The sequence below is a fragment of the Thauera linaloolentis 47Lol = DSM 12138 genome, from assembly GCF_000310205.1.
Lineage (GTDB): Bacteria > Pseudomonadota > Gammaproteobacteria > Burkholderiales > Rhodocyclaceae > Thauera > Thauera linaloolentis.
In genome coordinates this window covers 1-14777 of sequence record NZ_AMXE01000006.1, presented here as the reverse complement: position 1 = coordinate 14777, position 14777 = coordinate 1, and the positions used below count along the sequence as shown (strand labels likewise).

The 14777-nt window shown below is 67.1% G+C and carries 18 protein-coding genes, 1 tRNA gene and 1 riboswitch; of the genes, 13 read left to right on the top strand and 6 right to left on the bottom strand.

The genetic code is table 11. The features are described from left to right. Positions 1 to 61 precede the first annotated feature (61 nt). Positions 62 to 667 (bottom strand): glutathione transferase GstA, encoded by a 606-nt coding sequence (gstA, locus tag C666_RS03165; RefSeq protein WP_004333712.1) that lies wholly within the window; start codon positions 665 to 667, stop codon positions 62 to 64. A 178-nt stretch (positions 668 to 845) separates the two neighbouring features. On the opposite strand from gstA, the gene C666_RS03160 reads away from it, so the two are divergent. The 3 genes from C666_RS03160 (at position 846) to C666_RS03150 (ending at position 3986) form a co-directional block, all read left to right on the top strand. Continuing rightward, a complete protein-coding gene (locus tag C666_RS03160) occupies positions 846 to 1274 on the top strand; it encodes a DUF2141 domain-containing protein (protein ID WP_038001625.1) in 429 nt (142 codons plus the stop codon). Positions 1275 to 1353: 79 nt separating this feature from the next. After that, positions 1354 to 2214: an MBL fold metallo-hydrolase gene (locus C666_RS03155; RefSeq protein WP_004333709.1), complete on the top strand. Its 861-nt coding sequence runs from the start codon at positions 1354 to 1356 to the stop codon at positions 2212 to 2214. 11 nt (positions 2215 to 2225) lie between these two features. Further along, positions 2226 to 3986 carry a SulP family inorganic anion transporter gene (locus tag C666_RS03150; RefSeq protein ID WP_038001622.1) on the top strand — a complete coding sequence of 587 codons (1761 nt, stop codon included), beginning with the start codon at positions 2226 to 2228 and terminating at the stop codon, positions 3984 to 3986. 16 nt (positions 3987 to 4002) lie between these two features. Here the strand turns inward: C666_RS03150 and petA are convergent, their stop codons facing one another. Continuing rightward, the gene (petA, locus tag C666_RS03145) at positions 4003 to 4593 is read right to left on the bottom strand and encodes a ubiquinol-cytochrome c reductase iron-sulfur subunit (protein WP_004333705.1); all 591 of its coding nucleotides are present in this window, start codon (positions 4591 to 4593) and stop codon (positions 4003 to 4005) included. Between the two features lie 510 nt (positions 4594 to 5103). On the opposite strand from petA, the gene cydP reads away from it, so the two are divergent. The 9 genes from cydP to yghU all read left to right on the top strand — a co-directional run bounded on the left by cydP (position 5104) and on the right by yghU (position 11949). Next, entirely contained in the window at positions 5104 to 5301 is a 198-nt protein-coding gene (cydP, locus tag C666_RS03140) for a cytochrome oxidase putative small subunit CydP (protein ID WP_004333703.1), read from the top strand. Further along, on the top strand, positions 5291 to 6847 hold the full coding sequence (locus tag C666_RS03135) for a cytochrome ubiquinol oxidase subunit I (protein WP_004333701.1): 1557 nt from the start codon (positions 5291 to 5293) through the stop codon (positions 6845 to 6847). The genes cydP and C666_RS03135 overlap by 11 nt, the downstream gene beginning before the upstream one ends. Positions 6848 to 6862: 15 nt before the next feature. Beyond that, positions 6863 to 8005 (top strand): cytochrome d ubiquinol oxidase subunit II, encoded by a 1143-nt coding sequence (gene cydB / locus C666_RS03130; RefSeq protein WP_004333699.1) that lies wholly within the window; start codon positions 6863 to 6865, stop codon positions 8003 to 8005. A gap of 29 nt (positions 8006 to 8034) precedes the next feature. Beyond that, positions 8035 to 8178 (top strand): cytochrome bd-I oxidase subunit CydX, encoded by a 144-nt coding sequence (gene cydX, locus C666_RS03125; protein ID WP_004333697.1) that lies wholly within the window; start codon positions 8035 to 8037, stop codon positions 8176 to 8178. Positions 8179 to 8198: 20 nt separating this feature from the next. Beyond that, positions 8199 to 8507 carry a cyd operon YbgE family protein gene (locus tag C666_RS03120; RefSeq protein ID WP_004333695.1) on the top strand — a complete coding sequence of 103 codons (309 nt, stop codon included), beginning with the start codon at positions 8199 to 8201 and terminating at the stop codon, positions 8505 to 8507. Positions 8508 to 8649: 142 nt separating this feature from the next. Continuing rightward, on the top strand, positions 8650 to 10014 hold the full coding sequence (locus tag C666_RS03115) for an NAD(P)/FAD-dependent oxidoreductase (protein ID WP_004333692.1): 1365 nt from the start codon (positions 8650 to 8652) through the stop codon (positions 10012 to 10014). Between the two features lie 13 nt (positions 10015 to 10027). After that, complete coding sequence (locus C666_RS03110; RefSeq protein ID WP_004333690.1) at positions 10028 to 10360, top strand: hypothetical protein; 333 nt, start codon at positions 10028 to 10030, stop codon at positions 10358 to 10360. Positions 10361 to 10389: 29 nt separating this feature from the next. After that, on the top strand, positions 10390 to 10938 hold the full coding sequence (locus tag C666_RS03105) for a rhodanese-like domain-containing protein (protein WP_004333688.1): 549 nt from the start codon (positions 10390 to 10392) through the stop codon (positions 10936 to 10938). Positions 10939 to 11073: 135 nt separating this feature from the next. Next, the gene (gene yghU, locus C666_RS03100) at positions 11074 to 11949 is read left to right on the top strand and encodes a glutathione-dependent disulfide-bond oxidoreductase (protein ID WP_004333687.1); all 876 of its coding nucleotides are present in this window, start codon (positions 11074 to 11076) and stop codon (positions 11947 to 11949) included. Positions 11950 to 11978: 29 nt separating this feature from the next. Here the strand turns inward: yghU and dmeF are convergent, their stop codons facing one another. Continuing rightward, a complete protein-coding gene (dmeF, locus tag C666_RS03095) occupies positions 11979 to 12932 on the bottom strand; it encodes a CDF family Co(II)/Ni(II) efflux transporter DmeF (RefSeq protein WP_004333685.1) in 954 nt (317 codons plus the stop codon). Between the two features lie 28 nt (positions 12933 to 12960). Then, positions 12961 to 13233, bottom strand: coding sequence for a metal/formaldehyde-sensitive transcriptional repressor (locus C666_RS03090; RefSeq protein ID WP_004333683.1), 273 nt, complete (start codon positions 13231 to 13233; stop codon positions 12961 to 12963). A 135-nt stretch (positions 13234 to 13368) separates the two neighbouring features. Further along, a riboswitch (yybP-ykoY riboswitch) is annotated at positions 13369 to 13541 on the top strand. An 8-nt stretch (positions 13542 to 13549) separates the two neighbouring features. On the opposite strand from C666_RS03090, the gene C666_RS03085 reads away from it, so the two are divergent. After that, a complete protein-coding gene (locus C666_RS03085) occupies positions 13550 to 14122 on the top strand; it encodes a TMEM165/GDT1 family protein (protein ID WP_004333681.1) in 573 nt (190 codons plus the stop codon). A gap of 126 nt (positions 14123 to 14248) precedes the next feature. On the opposite strand, the gene C666_RS03080 is transcribed toward C666_RS03085, so the two are convergent. Beyond that, positions 14249 to 14324 (bottom strand) — tRNA-Ala (locus C666_RS03080). A gap of 55 nt (positions 14325 to 14379) precedes the next feature. After that, positions 14380 to 14777, bottom strand: a 398-nt coding sequence (locus C666_RS03075; protein WP_004333679.1) for a Sua5 family C-terminal domain-containing protein, incomplete at its 5' end; no start/stop codon positions are given.

Below are 14777 nucleotides of genomic sequence, written 5' to 3'. Positions count from 1 at the left end.
TGCCTGCCAGGCGTGCCCGCCGCCCCGGCGCATGCCCGCTGCGGTGGGCACAGCCTGACGGTCAGGCCAGACCCTCGGCCTTCAGTGCCGCCTGCACCGCCGGACGCGCGGCCACGCGTGCCTGGAAGGCGACCAGATTCGAAAAGCGAGCCAGGTCGAACTGGATGTAGCCCATCCAGCCCAGCACGGTAAACAGATAGGCATCGGCCACGCTGAAGTCCTCACCCATCAGGTAGGCCCTGCCGGCCAGTTCGTGGTCGATGTACTCCAGCCGGCGTTCGAGATTGGCCTTTGCCGCGGCTTTCCACGCATCGCCCGAAGCCGGATTGAAGAACGGACTGCAGGACTTGTGCAGTTCGGTGCCGATGAAGGTAAGCCACGACTGCAGCCGGTAGCGCGCCAGGGTGCCGTTGGCGGGCGCCAGCTTCTTCTCCGGAACGAGATCGGCCAGATACTGGACGATCGCCGGCCCCTCGGTCAGCACCTCGCCGCCGTCCAGTTCGAGGGCGGGCACATAGCCCTTCGGATTGGTCCGGGTAAAGTCGCCGCCGCTCGCGGTCACCTTGGTCTGGAGATCGACGGCCTCCGCTTCATAGGGCAGGCCGAGCTCTTCCAGGACGATGTGCGGCGACAGCGAGCAAGCGCCCGACTTGTAGTAAAGCTTCATGGCAAGCACTCCGTGGGGTGGAAAATGTCCAGTATGCCGCAGAGCCTTGCCGCATGCCCACTTGCGTGGCCCCTGGACAAGGACGCCCCCGCCGACCCGCCTCCAAGGGCGAATTGGACTTATTGATAAGAATTTGCTTATATTTATGACTTCGAGACCTCCACACCCCATGTACGCCATGAAACCCCGCCTGCTCGCCTTGCTGCTTTGCGCATCCGCCACCAACGCCCTTGCTCAGGACACGAGGCTCGACGTCACGCTGGCCGGCATCCAGCACGCACGCGGCAGCATCCGCGTGGGGCTGTACGCCGACCCCAAGACCTTCCGCAAGGAAGCACAGGCCTTTGCCGTGCGCCAGGTTGCCGCCGAGGCAGGCACAGTACGGGTCAGCTTCGAAGCGCTGCCGCCAGGGCGCTACGCGATCATGGCTTACCATGATGAAGACGGGAACGGCGAACTCAACCGCCGCTTCGGCATGTTCCCGACCGAAGGCTATGGCCTGTCGAACAACCCCGTGGTTTCCGGCCCCCCCGCGTTCGACGACAGCGCATTCGAACTGGCCGCCGGCACAGCCGCCAGGGAGATCGGCATCGACATCCGGTACTGAGCGAACAGCACGACGAACACCCCCCGAGACCGTCCCCGCCGGCACGGCTTTCCACCAGCGGACACACGAGGCCTTCCACATGAAACACGCCCGGATACAGTCCTTCTTCGACCCCGCCACCTTCACCGTCACCCATGTCGTCTCCGACCCGGAAACCGCCCGGGCCGCGATCATCGACAGCGTGCTGGACTACGACCCCAAGTCGGGCCGCACGTCCCGCGCCTCGGCCGATGCGGTCATCGCCCACGTGCGCCAGGCCGGGCTGGCGGTCGACTGGCTGCTGGAGACCCATGCCCACGCCGACCACCTGTCGGCCGCGCCCTACCTCAAGCAGCAACTGGGCGGGCGCATCGCCATCGGCGCCCACATCCGCCAGGTGCAAGGCGTGTTCAAGCAGGTCTTCAACGCCAAGGACATGAATACCGACGGCGTCGAGTTCGACCAGTTGTTCGAGGATGGCGAACGCTTCCGCATCGGCACACTCGACGTCGCGGTGATGCACACGCCCGGGCACACGCCCGCCTGTCTGACCTACGTCGTCGGCCGCGATGCCTTCGTCGGCGACACCCTGTTCATGCCCGACTACGGCACCGCGCGCTGCGACTTCCCCGGCGGCGACGCCGCCACGCTGTTCCGCTCGATCCGCAAGGTGCTGGCCCTGCCGCCCGAAACCCGCCTGCACCTGTGCCACGATTACCCGCCCGAAAGCCGCGCGGCGGCCTGGGAAACGACAGTCGCCGAACAGCGCAGGAACAACATCCACGTCCATGACGGCGTCACCGAAGCGGAATTCGTCGCCATGCGCAGCGCCCGCGACAAGACCCTGGCCATGCCCACGCTGATCCTGCCGTCCATCCAGGTCAATGTGCGCGCCGGCAATTTCCCCCCGCCCGAAGACAACGGCGTGCGCTACCTCAAGATCCCGCTCGACCTGCTGTGAGCATCCCGCCGATGCCCGCCAGCGCCACGCCCCGCCGCCCCTCCCTCGCCCAGCGCTGGGCCGGATACCGGCGCACGGCGCTGGCCGACGACCTGGTCGCCGCAGTCATCGTCACCATCCTGCTGGTGCCCCAGAGCCTGGCCTACGCCATCCTCGCCGGCCTGCCGCCGGTGGTCGGCGTGATGGCGAGCCTGCTGCCGGCCATCGCCTACGCCGCCTTCGGCTCCAGCACCACGCTCGCCGTGGGGCCGGTGGCGGTGCTGGCGATGATGACCGCGCAGGCGATCGGCGGCGTCGCCATCGACCACGGCATTTCCCCCCATCTCGCGGCACTGGTGCTGTCGCTGGAGATCGCCGCCGTCTGCCTCGTCGCCGCCCTGTTCCGGCTGGAGACCCTGGCCGCCCTGCTGGGCGCGCCGGTGCTGCACGGCTTCATCACCGGCGCCTCGCTGGTGATCGCCATCGGTCAGCTCCCGGCCCTGCTGGGCGCGCCGGTCGGCGGCAGCACGGTCGTCGAGCTGGGCCGCTCGATCGCCGCCAGCGAAGGCGCGGCGCCACACCTCACCACGGCCACCGTCGGCCTGCTGGCGCTGCTCGCGCTGTGGGTCCTCCGCCAGCACGGCAGCCGCATGCTGCAAGCACTGGGCTTCGAAGCGCGCACTGCGCAGTTGCTGGCACGCACCGCCCCCCTCGTCGTGGTTGCAGCATCCATCGCCTGGGTCGCGGGCTTTCCCCAGTTGAACGAGGGCGTGGCTCTGTCGGGGCGGATCAGCCTGGGCGAAGGCATGGCGTTCCCGAAGCTGTGGGACGCGCCGCCCGCCGTCTGGCTCGATCTGTTCGCCCCGGCGGCCCTGCTCGGGCTGGTCGCCTACGTCGAAAGCCTGGCCGTGGCCGAGGCCCTTGCCGCGCGGCGCGGCGAGAAGATTTCGCCCCGCCGCGAGCTGTTCGGCCTCGCCGCCGCCAACGCGGCAGCCGGGGTGTCGGGCGGCATGCCGGTGACGGGCGGCTTCTCGCGCAGCATCATCAATTTCAACGCCAATGCCCGCACGCGCATGGCCGGGGTGTGGACCGCCGCCCTGCTCGCGCTGGCCATCATCCTGCTCGGCGACGTGCTGCAATACCTGCCACGCGCGGTGCTGGCGGCCACCATCATCGTCGCCGTGCTGTCGATGATCGACCTCACCCCCTTCCTGCTGGCATGGCGCTATTCCCGCGCCGAATTCGCGCTGATGGCGGCGGTGACGGCGCTGACGCTGTTCGTGGGCATCAAGGAGGCCTTGCTGGCCGGCGTGATCGCCGCCATCGGCCTGCTGCTCCAGCGTACCGCCCGCCCGCACTGGACGGAGGTCGGGCGGCTGGACGGCACCGAGATCTTCCGCAACGTGAATCGCTTCGAAGTCGAGACACTACCGCAGGTGCTGTCGATCCGGGTCGATGAGAGCCTGGTGTTCACCAACTCCCGCTGGATCTCCGAGACCTTGTCGTCGGCCATGGCCCGGCGTCCGCAACTGCGGCATGTGGTGCTGATGATGAGCGGCGTGAATGGCATCGATCTGACCGGGCTCGAAGTGCTGATGCAGCTCGACCGCGAGTTGCGCGCCAAGGGCATCCAGCTGCACCTATCCGAGCTGAAAGGCCCGCTGCGCGACGGACTGGAACGCAGCGAAATCTCCGAATGGCTGTCCGGGCGCATCTTCATGACCCAGGCCGAAGCCTTCAGCACGCTCGCCGCCGAAACCGCCCGGCAGGACCGGGACGGAAACGGCCCTTGAGGCCCGCGCCCGACGTTCAGGCCGGGGCGCTATCGTCCTCGCCGATCCGCACGAGCGTATCCGCCAGCCACTTGTAGGGCGGCACCTCCAGGTTGGTCGGCGCCGGCTGGCTCAGGAAGACGCGCCCGGCAAGGTCGAAGATCGACCCGTGGCAGGGGCACAGGAAGCCGCCCGGCCAATCGTCTCCCATGCCGCTGGCGGCCCCGGGCGAGAACTTCTCCGACGGCGAGCAGCCCAGGTGGGTGCAGATACCGATCACCACCAGATACTCGGGATTGATCGAGCGATGGCGGTTGGAGGCGTAGCCGGGCTGCTGCGGCTCCTCGGAGGCGGCATCCGCGAGACGCTGCTCATGCGCCTCGAGCGCAGCGAGCATCTCGGGCGTGCGGCGCAGGATCCAGACCGGCTTGCCGCGCCACTCCACGGTCATCATCTCGCCTGCCGCCAGCTTGCCGACATCGGCCTCGACCGGCGCACCGGCGGCACGCGCGCGGTCGGAAGGCGTCAGGCTGGCAACGAAGGGCACGGCTGTCGCAGCGGCGGCCACCGCACCAGCACCGGAGCTTGCGATCAGGAGCCGGCGGCGCTCCTTCAGCGTATCGGACATGTTCTACATCTCCAGGGAATTTTCTGCAGGTGCGCGAACGCGCAAAAAAAGAAGCGGGGCCGGAGAAATCGGCCGAGGTGTCGCCACGGGGGGTCATGACCGCAGAGGAAAGACGGTCTTGGTGGCTGCCACGGCCCAGCCCCGCTTCTGCCCTTCATGTAGCAACGCTCATGCCAGCTTCGGAAAACCTTGCCCATCACGGATTCCGGCAAGCGCAGGATGCCGCCGCATGCGCCACGAGCGCCAGAACTGGCAGCAATCTGACGCCCGACTGCCACGCGGAACGAACTTCCGTCGATCCATGCGCCCCTGCGCTGCGCCGCCAAGAAACACTGCCACTGGCAGCCATATTGGCACCTTTGCTGCCACATTGGGCGAATCCACTGTCCTGGGCCACCGCCGCATACCTGCCATATACAGCATTGATCTTTGATTTACCTCAAAAATCACGACACGTGCCGCACTGGCACGGCGCTTGATACAGGCAGGGCAGACTCCCGGAGCCCGCTCATGAACCTGCCGGACCAAGGCCTGCTGCGCCACCTCGTCCTCGTCGTCCTACTCAAGCTCGCGCTGATCACCGCGCTGTGGTGGGCTTTCGTCCGCGACGCGCACGTCACCGTCGACGCCACGACCATGGCCAGGCAGGTCTCCGCTCCGATGGCCAGCAAACAACAATCGACCGCAGGAGAAACCCATGGTCAGTGAGCAACTCGTCGACCTGTCGCGGCTGCAGTTCGCCGCCACCGCGATGTACCACTTCCTGTTCGTGCCGCTTACGCTCGGCATGGTCTGGATGCTGGTCATCATGGAAAGCGTCTATGTCATGACCGGCAAGACGATCTACAAGGACATGACCCGCTTCTGGGGCAAGCTGTTCGGCATCAATTTCGCGCTGGGCGTCACCACCGGCATCACGCTGGAGTTCCAGTTCGGCACCAACTGGGCCTACTACTCGCATTACGTGGGCGACATCTTCGGCGCGCCGCTGGCGATCGAGGGGCTGATGGCCTTCTTCCTCGAATCGACCTTTATCGGCCTATTCTTTTTCGGCTGGGACCGCCTGTCGCGCCAGCAGCACCTGCTGGTCACGATCCTGATGGCGGTGGGCACCAACCTGTCGGCGCTGTGGATCCTCATCGCCAACGGCTGGATGCAGAACCCGGTGGGCTCCGAATTCAGCTACGAGACCATGCGCATGGAGCTGACCGATTTCTGGGCGGTGGTGTTCAATCCGGTGGCGCAGGGCAAGTTCGTGCATACGGTGTCGGCCGGCTACGTGACCGGGGCGATGTTCGTGCTGTCCATCTCGGCCTGGTACCTGCTGCGCGGGCGCGATGTCGAATTCGCCAAGCGCAGCTTCCGCATCGCAGCAGCCTTCGGTTTCGCCTCGATCTGCTCGGTGATCGTGCTCGGCGACGAATCGGGCTACGCGCTGGGCGAAGCACAGCAGACCAAGCTCGCGGCGATGGAAGCGATGTGGGACACCGAGCCTGCGCCGGCCAGCTTCAACCTCGTCGCCCTGCCCGACGAGGCCGGGATGAAGAACGACTTCGCCCTCCACATCCCTTGGGCCATGGGCATCATCGGCACGCGCTCGCTCGACAAGACGCTGCCCGGCCTGAATGAGATCTACGCGAAGAACCGCGAGCGGGTGACGGTCGGCATCGAGGCCGTGAAGCGGCTCGAAACCCTGCGCCGGAACCCCCGGGACACGGCCGCCCGCGAAGCCTTCGAACAGGTCAGGGACGATCTCGGTTTCGGCCTGCTGCTGAAGAAATACGTCGCCTCGATGGACGACGTCACCCCCGAGCTGATCGACCGCGCCGCACGCGACACCCTGCCCAGGGTCGCGCCGCTGTTCTGGACCTTCCGCATCATGGTGGCGCTGGGCTTTGCCATGCTGGCCTTGTTCGGCCTGGCCCTGTGGCATTCGGTCAAGGGTGACTTCGCCCAGCGGCCGTGGCTGCTGAAATGGGCGCTGTATTTCCTGCCCATGCCATGGCTCGCCTGCGAGATGGGCTGGTTCGTCGCCGAATACGGCCGCCAGCCCTGGACCATCTACGGCGTGCTGCCCACCCACCTGTCGGTGTCGACGCTGACGGTGGAGAGCCTGTACGGCTCGCTCGCAGGCTTCGTCGGCTTCTACACCCTGCTGCTGATCGTCGAGATGTATCTGATGGTCCGCTTCGCCCGCCAGGGACCGGGCAGCCTGGGTACCGGCCGCTACCAGAACGAAGCGCAACATGCCTGACCCGGAGCCACGATCATGATTTTCGACTATCCGACCCTGAAACTCATCTGGTGGCTGCTGGTGGGCGTGCTGCTCGTCGGCTTCGCCATCATGGACGGCCACGACATGGGCGTCGGCACGCTGCTGCCCTTCGCCGGCAGGAACGACGAAGAACGCCGCATCATCATCAACACCGTGGGGCCGCACTGGGACGGCAACCAAGTCTGGTTCATCACCGGCGGCGGCGCCATCTTCGCAGCATGGCCGATCGTCTACGCCACGGCCTTCTCCGGCTTCTACTGGGCGATGCTGGCGGTGCTGTGGGCGCTGTTCTTCCGCCCGGTGGGTTTCGATTACCGCAGCAAGATCCACAACGCCGTCTGGCGCAGCACCTGGGACTGGGGCCTCTTCGTCGGCGGCGCGGTGCCGCCGCTGATCTTCGGCGTGGCCTTCGGCAATCTGCTGCAGGGCGTGCCCTTCCACTTCGACGACACGCTGGTGCCCTACTACACCGGCTCGTTCTGGGCCTTGCTGAACCCCTTCGCGCTGCTGGCCGGCGTGGTGAGCACGGCGATGATCACCTGCCACGGCGCGATCTACCTCGCCCACCGTACCGAAGGCGACATCCAGCGCCGCGCCATCACCGCCGCGCTGGTGTTCGGCGTGCTGATGCTCGCCGGCTTCAGCGCGGCCGGCCTGTGGATCGCCAACGGCAGCTTCGGCTACGCGATCACGTCAGCGGTGGATGCCGCGGCCCTGCCCAACCCACTGGCCAAGACGGTCGAAGCGCAGTCCGGCGCCTGGCTGGCGAACTACGGCAAGGCGCCGCTGACGGTGCTCGTGCCCGCCCTGGCCTACGCCGGCGGCATCGCCGCGCTGCTGCTGGTCCGCAAGCGCCGCACGCTGGCCGCATTCGTGGCCTCTTCCCTCGCCATCACGGGCGTCATCGGCACCGCCGGCGTCTCGATGTTCCCCTTCGTCATGCCCTCCTCCACCGCCCCCGGCGCCAGTCTCACGGTGTGGGACGCGGTTTCCAGCCATCGCACGCTGGGCATCATGTTCTGGGCCACGCTGATCTTCATGCCGATCATCGTCGCCTACACCGGCTGGGCCTACAAGGTCATGGCCGGCAAGGTCACCGCCGCCTATATCCGCGAGAACGAGCACTCCGCGTACTGAACGCGCGCACGGCACGAAAGGAGAACGACATGTGGTATTTCGCCTGGGTCCTCGGCATCGGCTTCGCCGTCCTGCTGGCCATCCTCAACGCCCTCTGGGGCGAAAACGAAAGCGCCCGCGAGCAGGCGCGGCGCGGCAGCGGACAGGGCCCCGGCGGCGCAGAACGCCCCTGACCCGCAGGCGAACGCCAGACATGGACCACTCCCATTCCACGCAGGCAGCAGCGCCCCGGCAGGGGCGCCTCAACCCGCTGCCCCTGCTGGCCGCGATCACGATCATGCTGGGCATCACCGCATGGCCAGCCGCGCTTTCCGGACCACAGGGGGAAGCAGACCACTGGGCGGCGACGGCGCTGTTCTGGGCCATGAGCGCCGGATTCGTCACCGGCGTCGGCTTCAGGCCGCGCAGGCCGCTGTGGTGCTGGCTGTTCTCGGGCAGCGCCTGCCTGCTCGGCATCGGCCTGGCCGCACTGCGCATGGCGCTGCTGCACGGCGCCGCCTGAGCACCGGCGCGCTTTGTGACACAGGTCACATACGCCTAGCCTGCACGCGGCTAATTCAGAAAACACTTATATGATTGACGAAACACAGGCACGAACGGCGGCCCGCCCGCACTGGACGACGCCGATACAAAAGGGGAGAGACATGTCCGACAAGCCCGAACGACTTTCTTCCACCCAACCCGCCGACGGCGGCCGGCGCCGCTTCCTGTTCGGCGCCTCGGCACTGCCCGCCGTCGCCGGCGCCGGCCTGCCCACGGGCCTGGCGCTCGCCAGCACGCCCGCGCGCGCAGCCCTCAAGACCGCGGCACGCATCGTCATCGCCGGCAGCGGGCTGGGCGGGCTGGCCATCGCCTCGCGCCTGGCGCGCGAACTGGACGGCGCGAAGATCACCGTCATCGACCGCAAGGAGATCCACAATTACCAACCGGGCTACACCCTGGTCGGGACGGGGATCTGGCCGGTCGGCAAGGTCAGCGACCGGAACGCCGACCTGATGCCGCAGGGCGTCGATTGGATGCGCGAGATGGTCGCGGAGTTCGATCCCGAGGCCGATGCGGTGGTCACGGACCGCGGCCAGCGCATCGAGTACGACTACCTGATCGTCGCCACCGGCCTGCATCTGGACTACGCGCAGATCGAAGGCATGGACGTCGCCGCCATCGGCAGCAAGGGGCTGGGCAGCATCTACCCCGGCCCCGACGCGGCGGAAGCGACCTGGCGCGCGATGGACGCTTTCCGCCAGAAAGGCGGCTCGGCGCTGATGACCCTGCCCGAAACCTTCCTGAAGTGCGCGGGCGCCCCGCTCAAGGTGACCTTCATGGTCGCCGACCGCCTCAAGCAAGCCGGTACGCGCGACGCCTCCAGGATCGCCTTCCATTCCGCGCTGGACAACATCTTCAGCGTGCCGCGCATCAACGACGAGGTGCTGCGCCGCTGGGAGAAGCTGGATATCCCGGTCACCTTCCACAGCAAGCTGGTGGCGATAGACATCGGCTCCCGCCGCGCGACGATGGCACGCCCCGAGGGCGGACGCACCGAGATCGACTACGACTTCATCCACGTCGTACCGCCGATGCGCGCACCGGACGCGATCGTCAACAGCCCCCTGCCCTGGCGGGACGGCGGTTTCGCCGCGGGCAGCTGGCTGGAGGTCGATCCCAAGACCCTGCGCCACCGCCGCTTCCCCAACGTGTTCGGCCTGGGCGACGTCAATGGCACCGGCAAGGGCAAGACCGCCGCGACGATCAAGAAAAGCGCACCGATCGTCGCGCAGAACCTGATCGACGTCATCGCCGGCCGCGAGCCTTCGCAACATTTCGACGGCTATACCTCGTGCCCGCTGCTGCTGCGCGAAGGCTCGGCCCTGCTGGTGGAATTCGACTACAACAACAACCTGACGCCCTCGCTGCCGATGATCGATCCACTGCAGGACAGCTACTTCGCCTGGGTCATGAAATACCGCCTGCTCAAGCCCGCCTACATGGCCGTGGCCAAGGGCCGCGTCTGAGGGGAGAGACGACATGTACGAAATCTGGCTGACCCTGAACATCCTCTTCGAACTCGGCCTGCAGTACCTGCCGGCGGTCATCGGCACCATGCTGCTGTGGCTGATGCTCTTCGCCGCTACCCGGCCGGGCGTGGGCTGGCGGCGGGCACTGCTCCCGGCCGTGGTGGTCGGCGCGATCGCCACGGTGATCACCTTCTTCATCACCCCGGGCATGACCCTGTCGTCGTTCGACGACATGGGCTACTGGGTGGACTGGATGAATCTGTTCTTCTATGCAGCAGCCTTCGGCGCGGTCGCCGCCGCGCTGGCCTGGCCGATCGCCGCCAGCCTGTGCCGGAAAGCCTGAACCCCGCAACCTGAAATGGGAGTCTCCCGATGAAACGTCTTCTGATCGCCACCGCCCTCGGTTTCGCCTGCCTGTCGGCGCAAGCGGCCGACATGGCCATTTCGGCCGAGGAAACCTACGCCAAGATCCGGCAAGCAGAGCCCGACGTGCTGTTCGTCGATGTGCGCGACCCGGTCGAGATCATGTTCGTCGGCTTCAGCGATGCGGTGCATGCGAATGTGCCCTTCATGCTGGTGGACCGCAGCCGGTGGAATGCCGAGAAAGGCGTGTTCCGCCTGTACCAGAACCCCGACTTCGCGGCGCAGATCAAGGCCGAACTGGAAAAGCGCGGCATGAATGCCGACGCCGAAGTCATCACCATGTGCCGCTCGGGCAGCGAACGCGGAGAGCCCAGCGCCGCCTTCCTGCGCGCCAACGGCTTCCCCAACGCCCGCTATGTGGTCAACGGCTTTCAGGGCGCGGCGATCAAGGAAGGCCCGCAAGCAGGCCTGCGGCTGCAGAACGGCTGGCAGAACAGCGGCCTGCCGTGGTCGCCGAAGATGAACCCGGAAAAAATCCATCGCATCGACCCGCGCTGAACACGGCCCATCCGGCGAGGAAGCACGGCCCACGGCACGCTGGACCCTGCTTCCGCTGTGCCGCTCCGGCTCCACAATTCCGGCGCGCGCTCCTCTATCATGCTGGCTCCATTGCCTCACGTTGAAGAGCCGAGCATGTCAGACACCACCTCGTACACGCCGCCCAGGATCTGGACCTGGAACCAGCCCAACGGCGGCCGCTTCGCCAGCATCAACCGTCCCGTCGCCGGCCCGACCCACAGCCGCGAACTGCCGCGCGGCAAACATCCGCTGCAACTGTATTCGCTGGCCACGCCGAACGGCGTCAAGGTCGGCGTGATGCTGGAAGAACTGCTGGCCCTGGGCCACGCCGGCGCCGAATACGATGCCTGGCTGATCCGCATCAACGACGGCGATCAGTTCGGCAGCGGCTTCGTCGACGTCAACCCCAACTCCAAGATCCCCGCCCTGCTCGACTGCAGCGGGCCGGAGCCGGTCAGGGTGTTCGAGTCGGGCGCCATCCTGCTCTATCTCGCGGAAAAATTCGGCGCCTTCGTGCCAGCCGACTCCGCACGCCGCGCGGAATGCCTGTCCTGGCTGTTCTGGCAGATGGGCAGCGCGCCCTATCTGGGCGGCGGCTTCGGCCATTTCTACGCCTATGCCCCGAGCAAGATCGAGTACGCCATCGACCGCTTCGCGATGGAAGCGAAGCGCCAGCTGGACGTGCTGAACCGCAGGCTGGCCGAAAGCCGCTACATCGCCGGCGACGACTACACGATCGCCGACATCGCCATCTGGCCCTGGTATGGAAACCTCGCACTGGGGCAGCTGTACGACGCGGGCGAATTCCTGCAGGTACAGGAATACACCCATGTCGTGCGCTGGGCCACGGAGATCGCCAGCCGCCCCGCCGTCGGGCGCGGACGCATGGTCAACCGCGTGAGCGGGCCGCTCGACCAGCAACTCCACGAGCGCCACGACGCATCCGACTTCGACACCCGTACCCAGGACAAGCTGCAAGCCTCCGCCTGACCCGGGCCTGTGCCTCCGGCAGCGGCGCCTCAGCCCGCCGCCGGCTGCACTTCGACGGTGACGTGCGACAGTTCGTGGATGTGCGCGAGCCGCAGCTTGTAATGCGCGGGTGCCTGCGGCGTCCGCGCAGCCACCGAAATGATCGCACCGAAGTGGCCCGGCCCGAGCTGCCAGACGTGGAGGTCGGTGATCCGGTCGCCGGTGGGCTCGATGGCCTCGCGGATTTCCTGCCGCACCGCCATCCCCTCGCCCGCGGCATCGAGCAGCACGCTGCCCGCATCGCGGATCAGCCCCCACGACCAGCGGGCGATCACCACCGCGCCGACCACGCCCATCAGCGGGTCGGCCCACCACCAGCCCTGGCTGCGCCCCAACAGCAAGGCCAGGATCGCCAGGATGGACGTCAGTGCATCGGCCAGCACGTGCAGATAGGCGGCGCGCAGGTTGTTGTCGCGGCCCTTCGCGTGGTCATGTCCGCCGTGGTCGTGCCCATGGTCGTGGTGATGGCCGTGATGATGATGGGCGTGCTCGTCCCGCAACAGCCATGCGCATGCCAGATTGACGGCCAGCCCCACGACGGCCACGGCGATCGCCTGCTCGAAGCTGATCTCCACCGGATTGGCAAAGCGGACGAGGCTTTCCCAGGCGATCAGCAGTGCGACCAGGGCGAGCACCACGGCGCTGGCGAAGCCGGCGAGATCGCCCAGCTTGCCGGTGCCGAAGGTAAATCGCGGATCACGCGCATGGCGGCGCGCGTAACGGTAGGCCAGCGCGGTGATCAGCATCGCGCCGGCATGCGTCGACATGTGCCAGCCGTCGGCGACGAGCGCCATCGACCCGTAGAGCGTGCCGGCGACGATCTCGATCAGCATCATGCTGGCCGTGAGCGCGATCACGAGCCAGACCTTGCGTTCGTTGCGCTGATGGTCCCCGCCCAGGAAAAAATGGTCGTGGCCCGGCGTGGAAACGTCTGTCGTGCTCATCGAACGGCTTCCTGTGCGCACTGCGGTTTCACTTCATGTAGGTCCGGATGACCTCGATCATTTCCTCGCCGCCCTGGCGGCGCTCAGCGTCGGTCCCGGCGGCAAGGACATGCTCGCGCAGGTGGTCCTCCATGACCTCGACCGTCAGCCCGCTCACCGCGCCGCGCACGGATGCGATCTGGCGGAGCACCTCGGCGCACGCGGCCTCCGCCTCGAGCGCGCGCTCGACCCCTTCGAGCTGCCCCTTGATGCGGCGGATGCGGGCAATCAGCTTTTCCTTCTGGCGAACGGTATGGGCCATCGCGGTACGACCGGGCTATATAATATAGGGGGGTATGCTACTCCAGTGCATGGAGGCGGTAAACCGCCGCGATGCGGCCCCTGCGTCCGGAGCACCGCGGATTCCGCCACGGGCATTCTGCTGTTAGAATCGCGGCCGCTCGTCATCGGGGAGTAGCCGCCCTGCGCAATGCAGGGGCGCGCGTCAACATGCTTGGCCGACAGGCCATGGCGCGTGCAGCTTTCAGGCCTGGCAAGACCTTTGACCGCGCTGCCTACGGGAAGGGCCGGGAGGCGGTGTGGTCTTTCGTCCGTCCGGCCCTGGAGTTCCCTTGTTCATGGAAGCATTTCTGGTATCGACCGGCGTCGTCGCGCTCGGAGAAATGGGCGACAAGACCCAGTTGCTGGCCATCATCCTGGCCGCCACCTTCTGTCGCCCCTGGCCCATCGTCGCCGGCATCTTCGTCGCGACCCTCGTCAACCATGCGGCGGCGGGTGCGGTCGGCGGCTGGGTGGCCGAGGCGCTCGGGCCGGACGTGATCCGCTGGGTCATCGGCGCCTCGTTTATCGCGATGGCGGCATGGATGCTGATTCCGGACAAGATCGAGGACGGTGCCGCGCAGGACAGCCGCGGGCTGGGCGTGTTCGGCACCACCGTGGTCGCCTTCTTCCTCGCCGAGATGGGCGACAAGACGCAGATCGCCACCGTTGCCCTCGCCGCGCGCTACACCGAGGTGGTGCAGGTCGTCATCGGGACCACGCTCGGCATGATGCTGGCGAACGTGCCCGCGGTCTTCCTCGGCGACAAGATCGCCAAGAAGATCTCCATGCGGGTCGTGCACGGCATCGCCGCCGCCATCTTCTGTATCCTGGGCGTGCTGACGCTGTTCAACGTCGGCAGCCTGTTCTGAAAACGGCGGCACAGCCTCGCTGCCGCTCTCCGGCACAAGCAGCACATCCATCCAAGAACCGGCCGCGCAAAGCAAGACAGCGCATCACACTGAGAAGTGTCATGCGCTGTCTTTACGATGAATTCCTGGTGGACCGAAAGGGGATCGAACCCTCGACCTCTGCATTGCGAACGCAGCGCTCTCCCAGCTGAGCTATCGGCCCCGAAAGAGCGCGCATTATAGAGAGCCGCGGCACGAAATGGAAGCCCCGCAGCGCGTCATCCAGCGGGACTGGCGCCGGAACCGACCGCCGCCCGTCCCAGCCTGTCGGCAATGGCACGCCACGCCGGGCCATCGGGCAGGGCCTCGACCAGGATGAAGTCGGCATCCAGCATGTCGGCCGTGCGCAGGCTGGCGTAGAGTTCCTGCGCATAGGCGGCGGGATCGGCCGGCATGGCCTGCCAGATCAGGCGCGAATCCCGCGGATCAGGCAGGCCATGCGCGAGCACCGCGACACGGCTGCCCTCGCCCGCCAGCGCGGCGGCCTCAGCGGCCAGCAGGCCGGACTGCACCAGGCGCAGCGGCGTGCGCGGCGCATAGTGCGCGGCCAATGCGCCGGAGACGCGCGGCGCGTGCGCGGCATCGGCGGAATGGGCATCCGCCCGCCCGCCGCCCG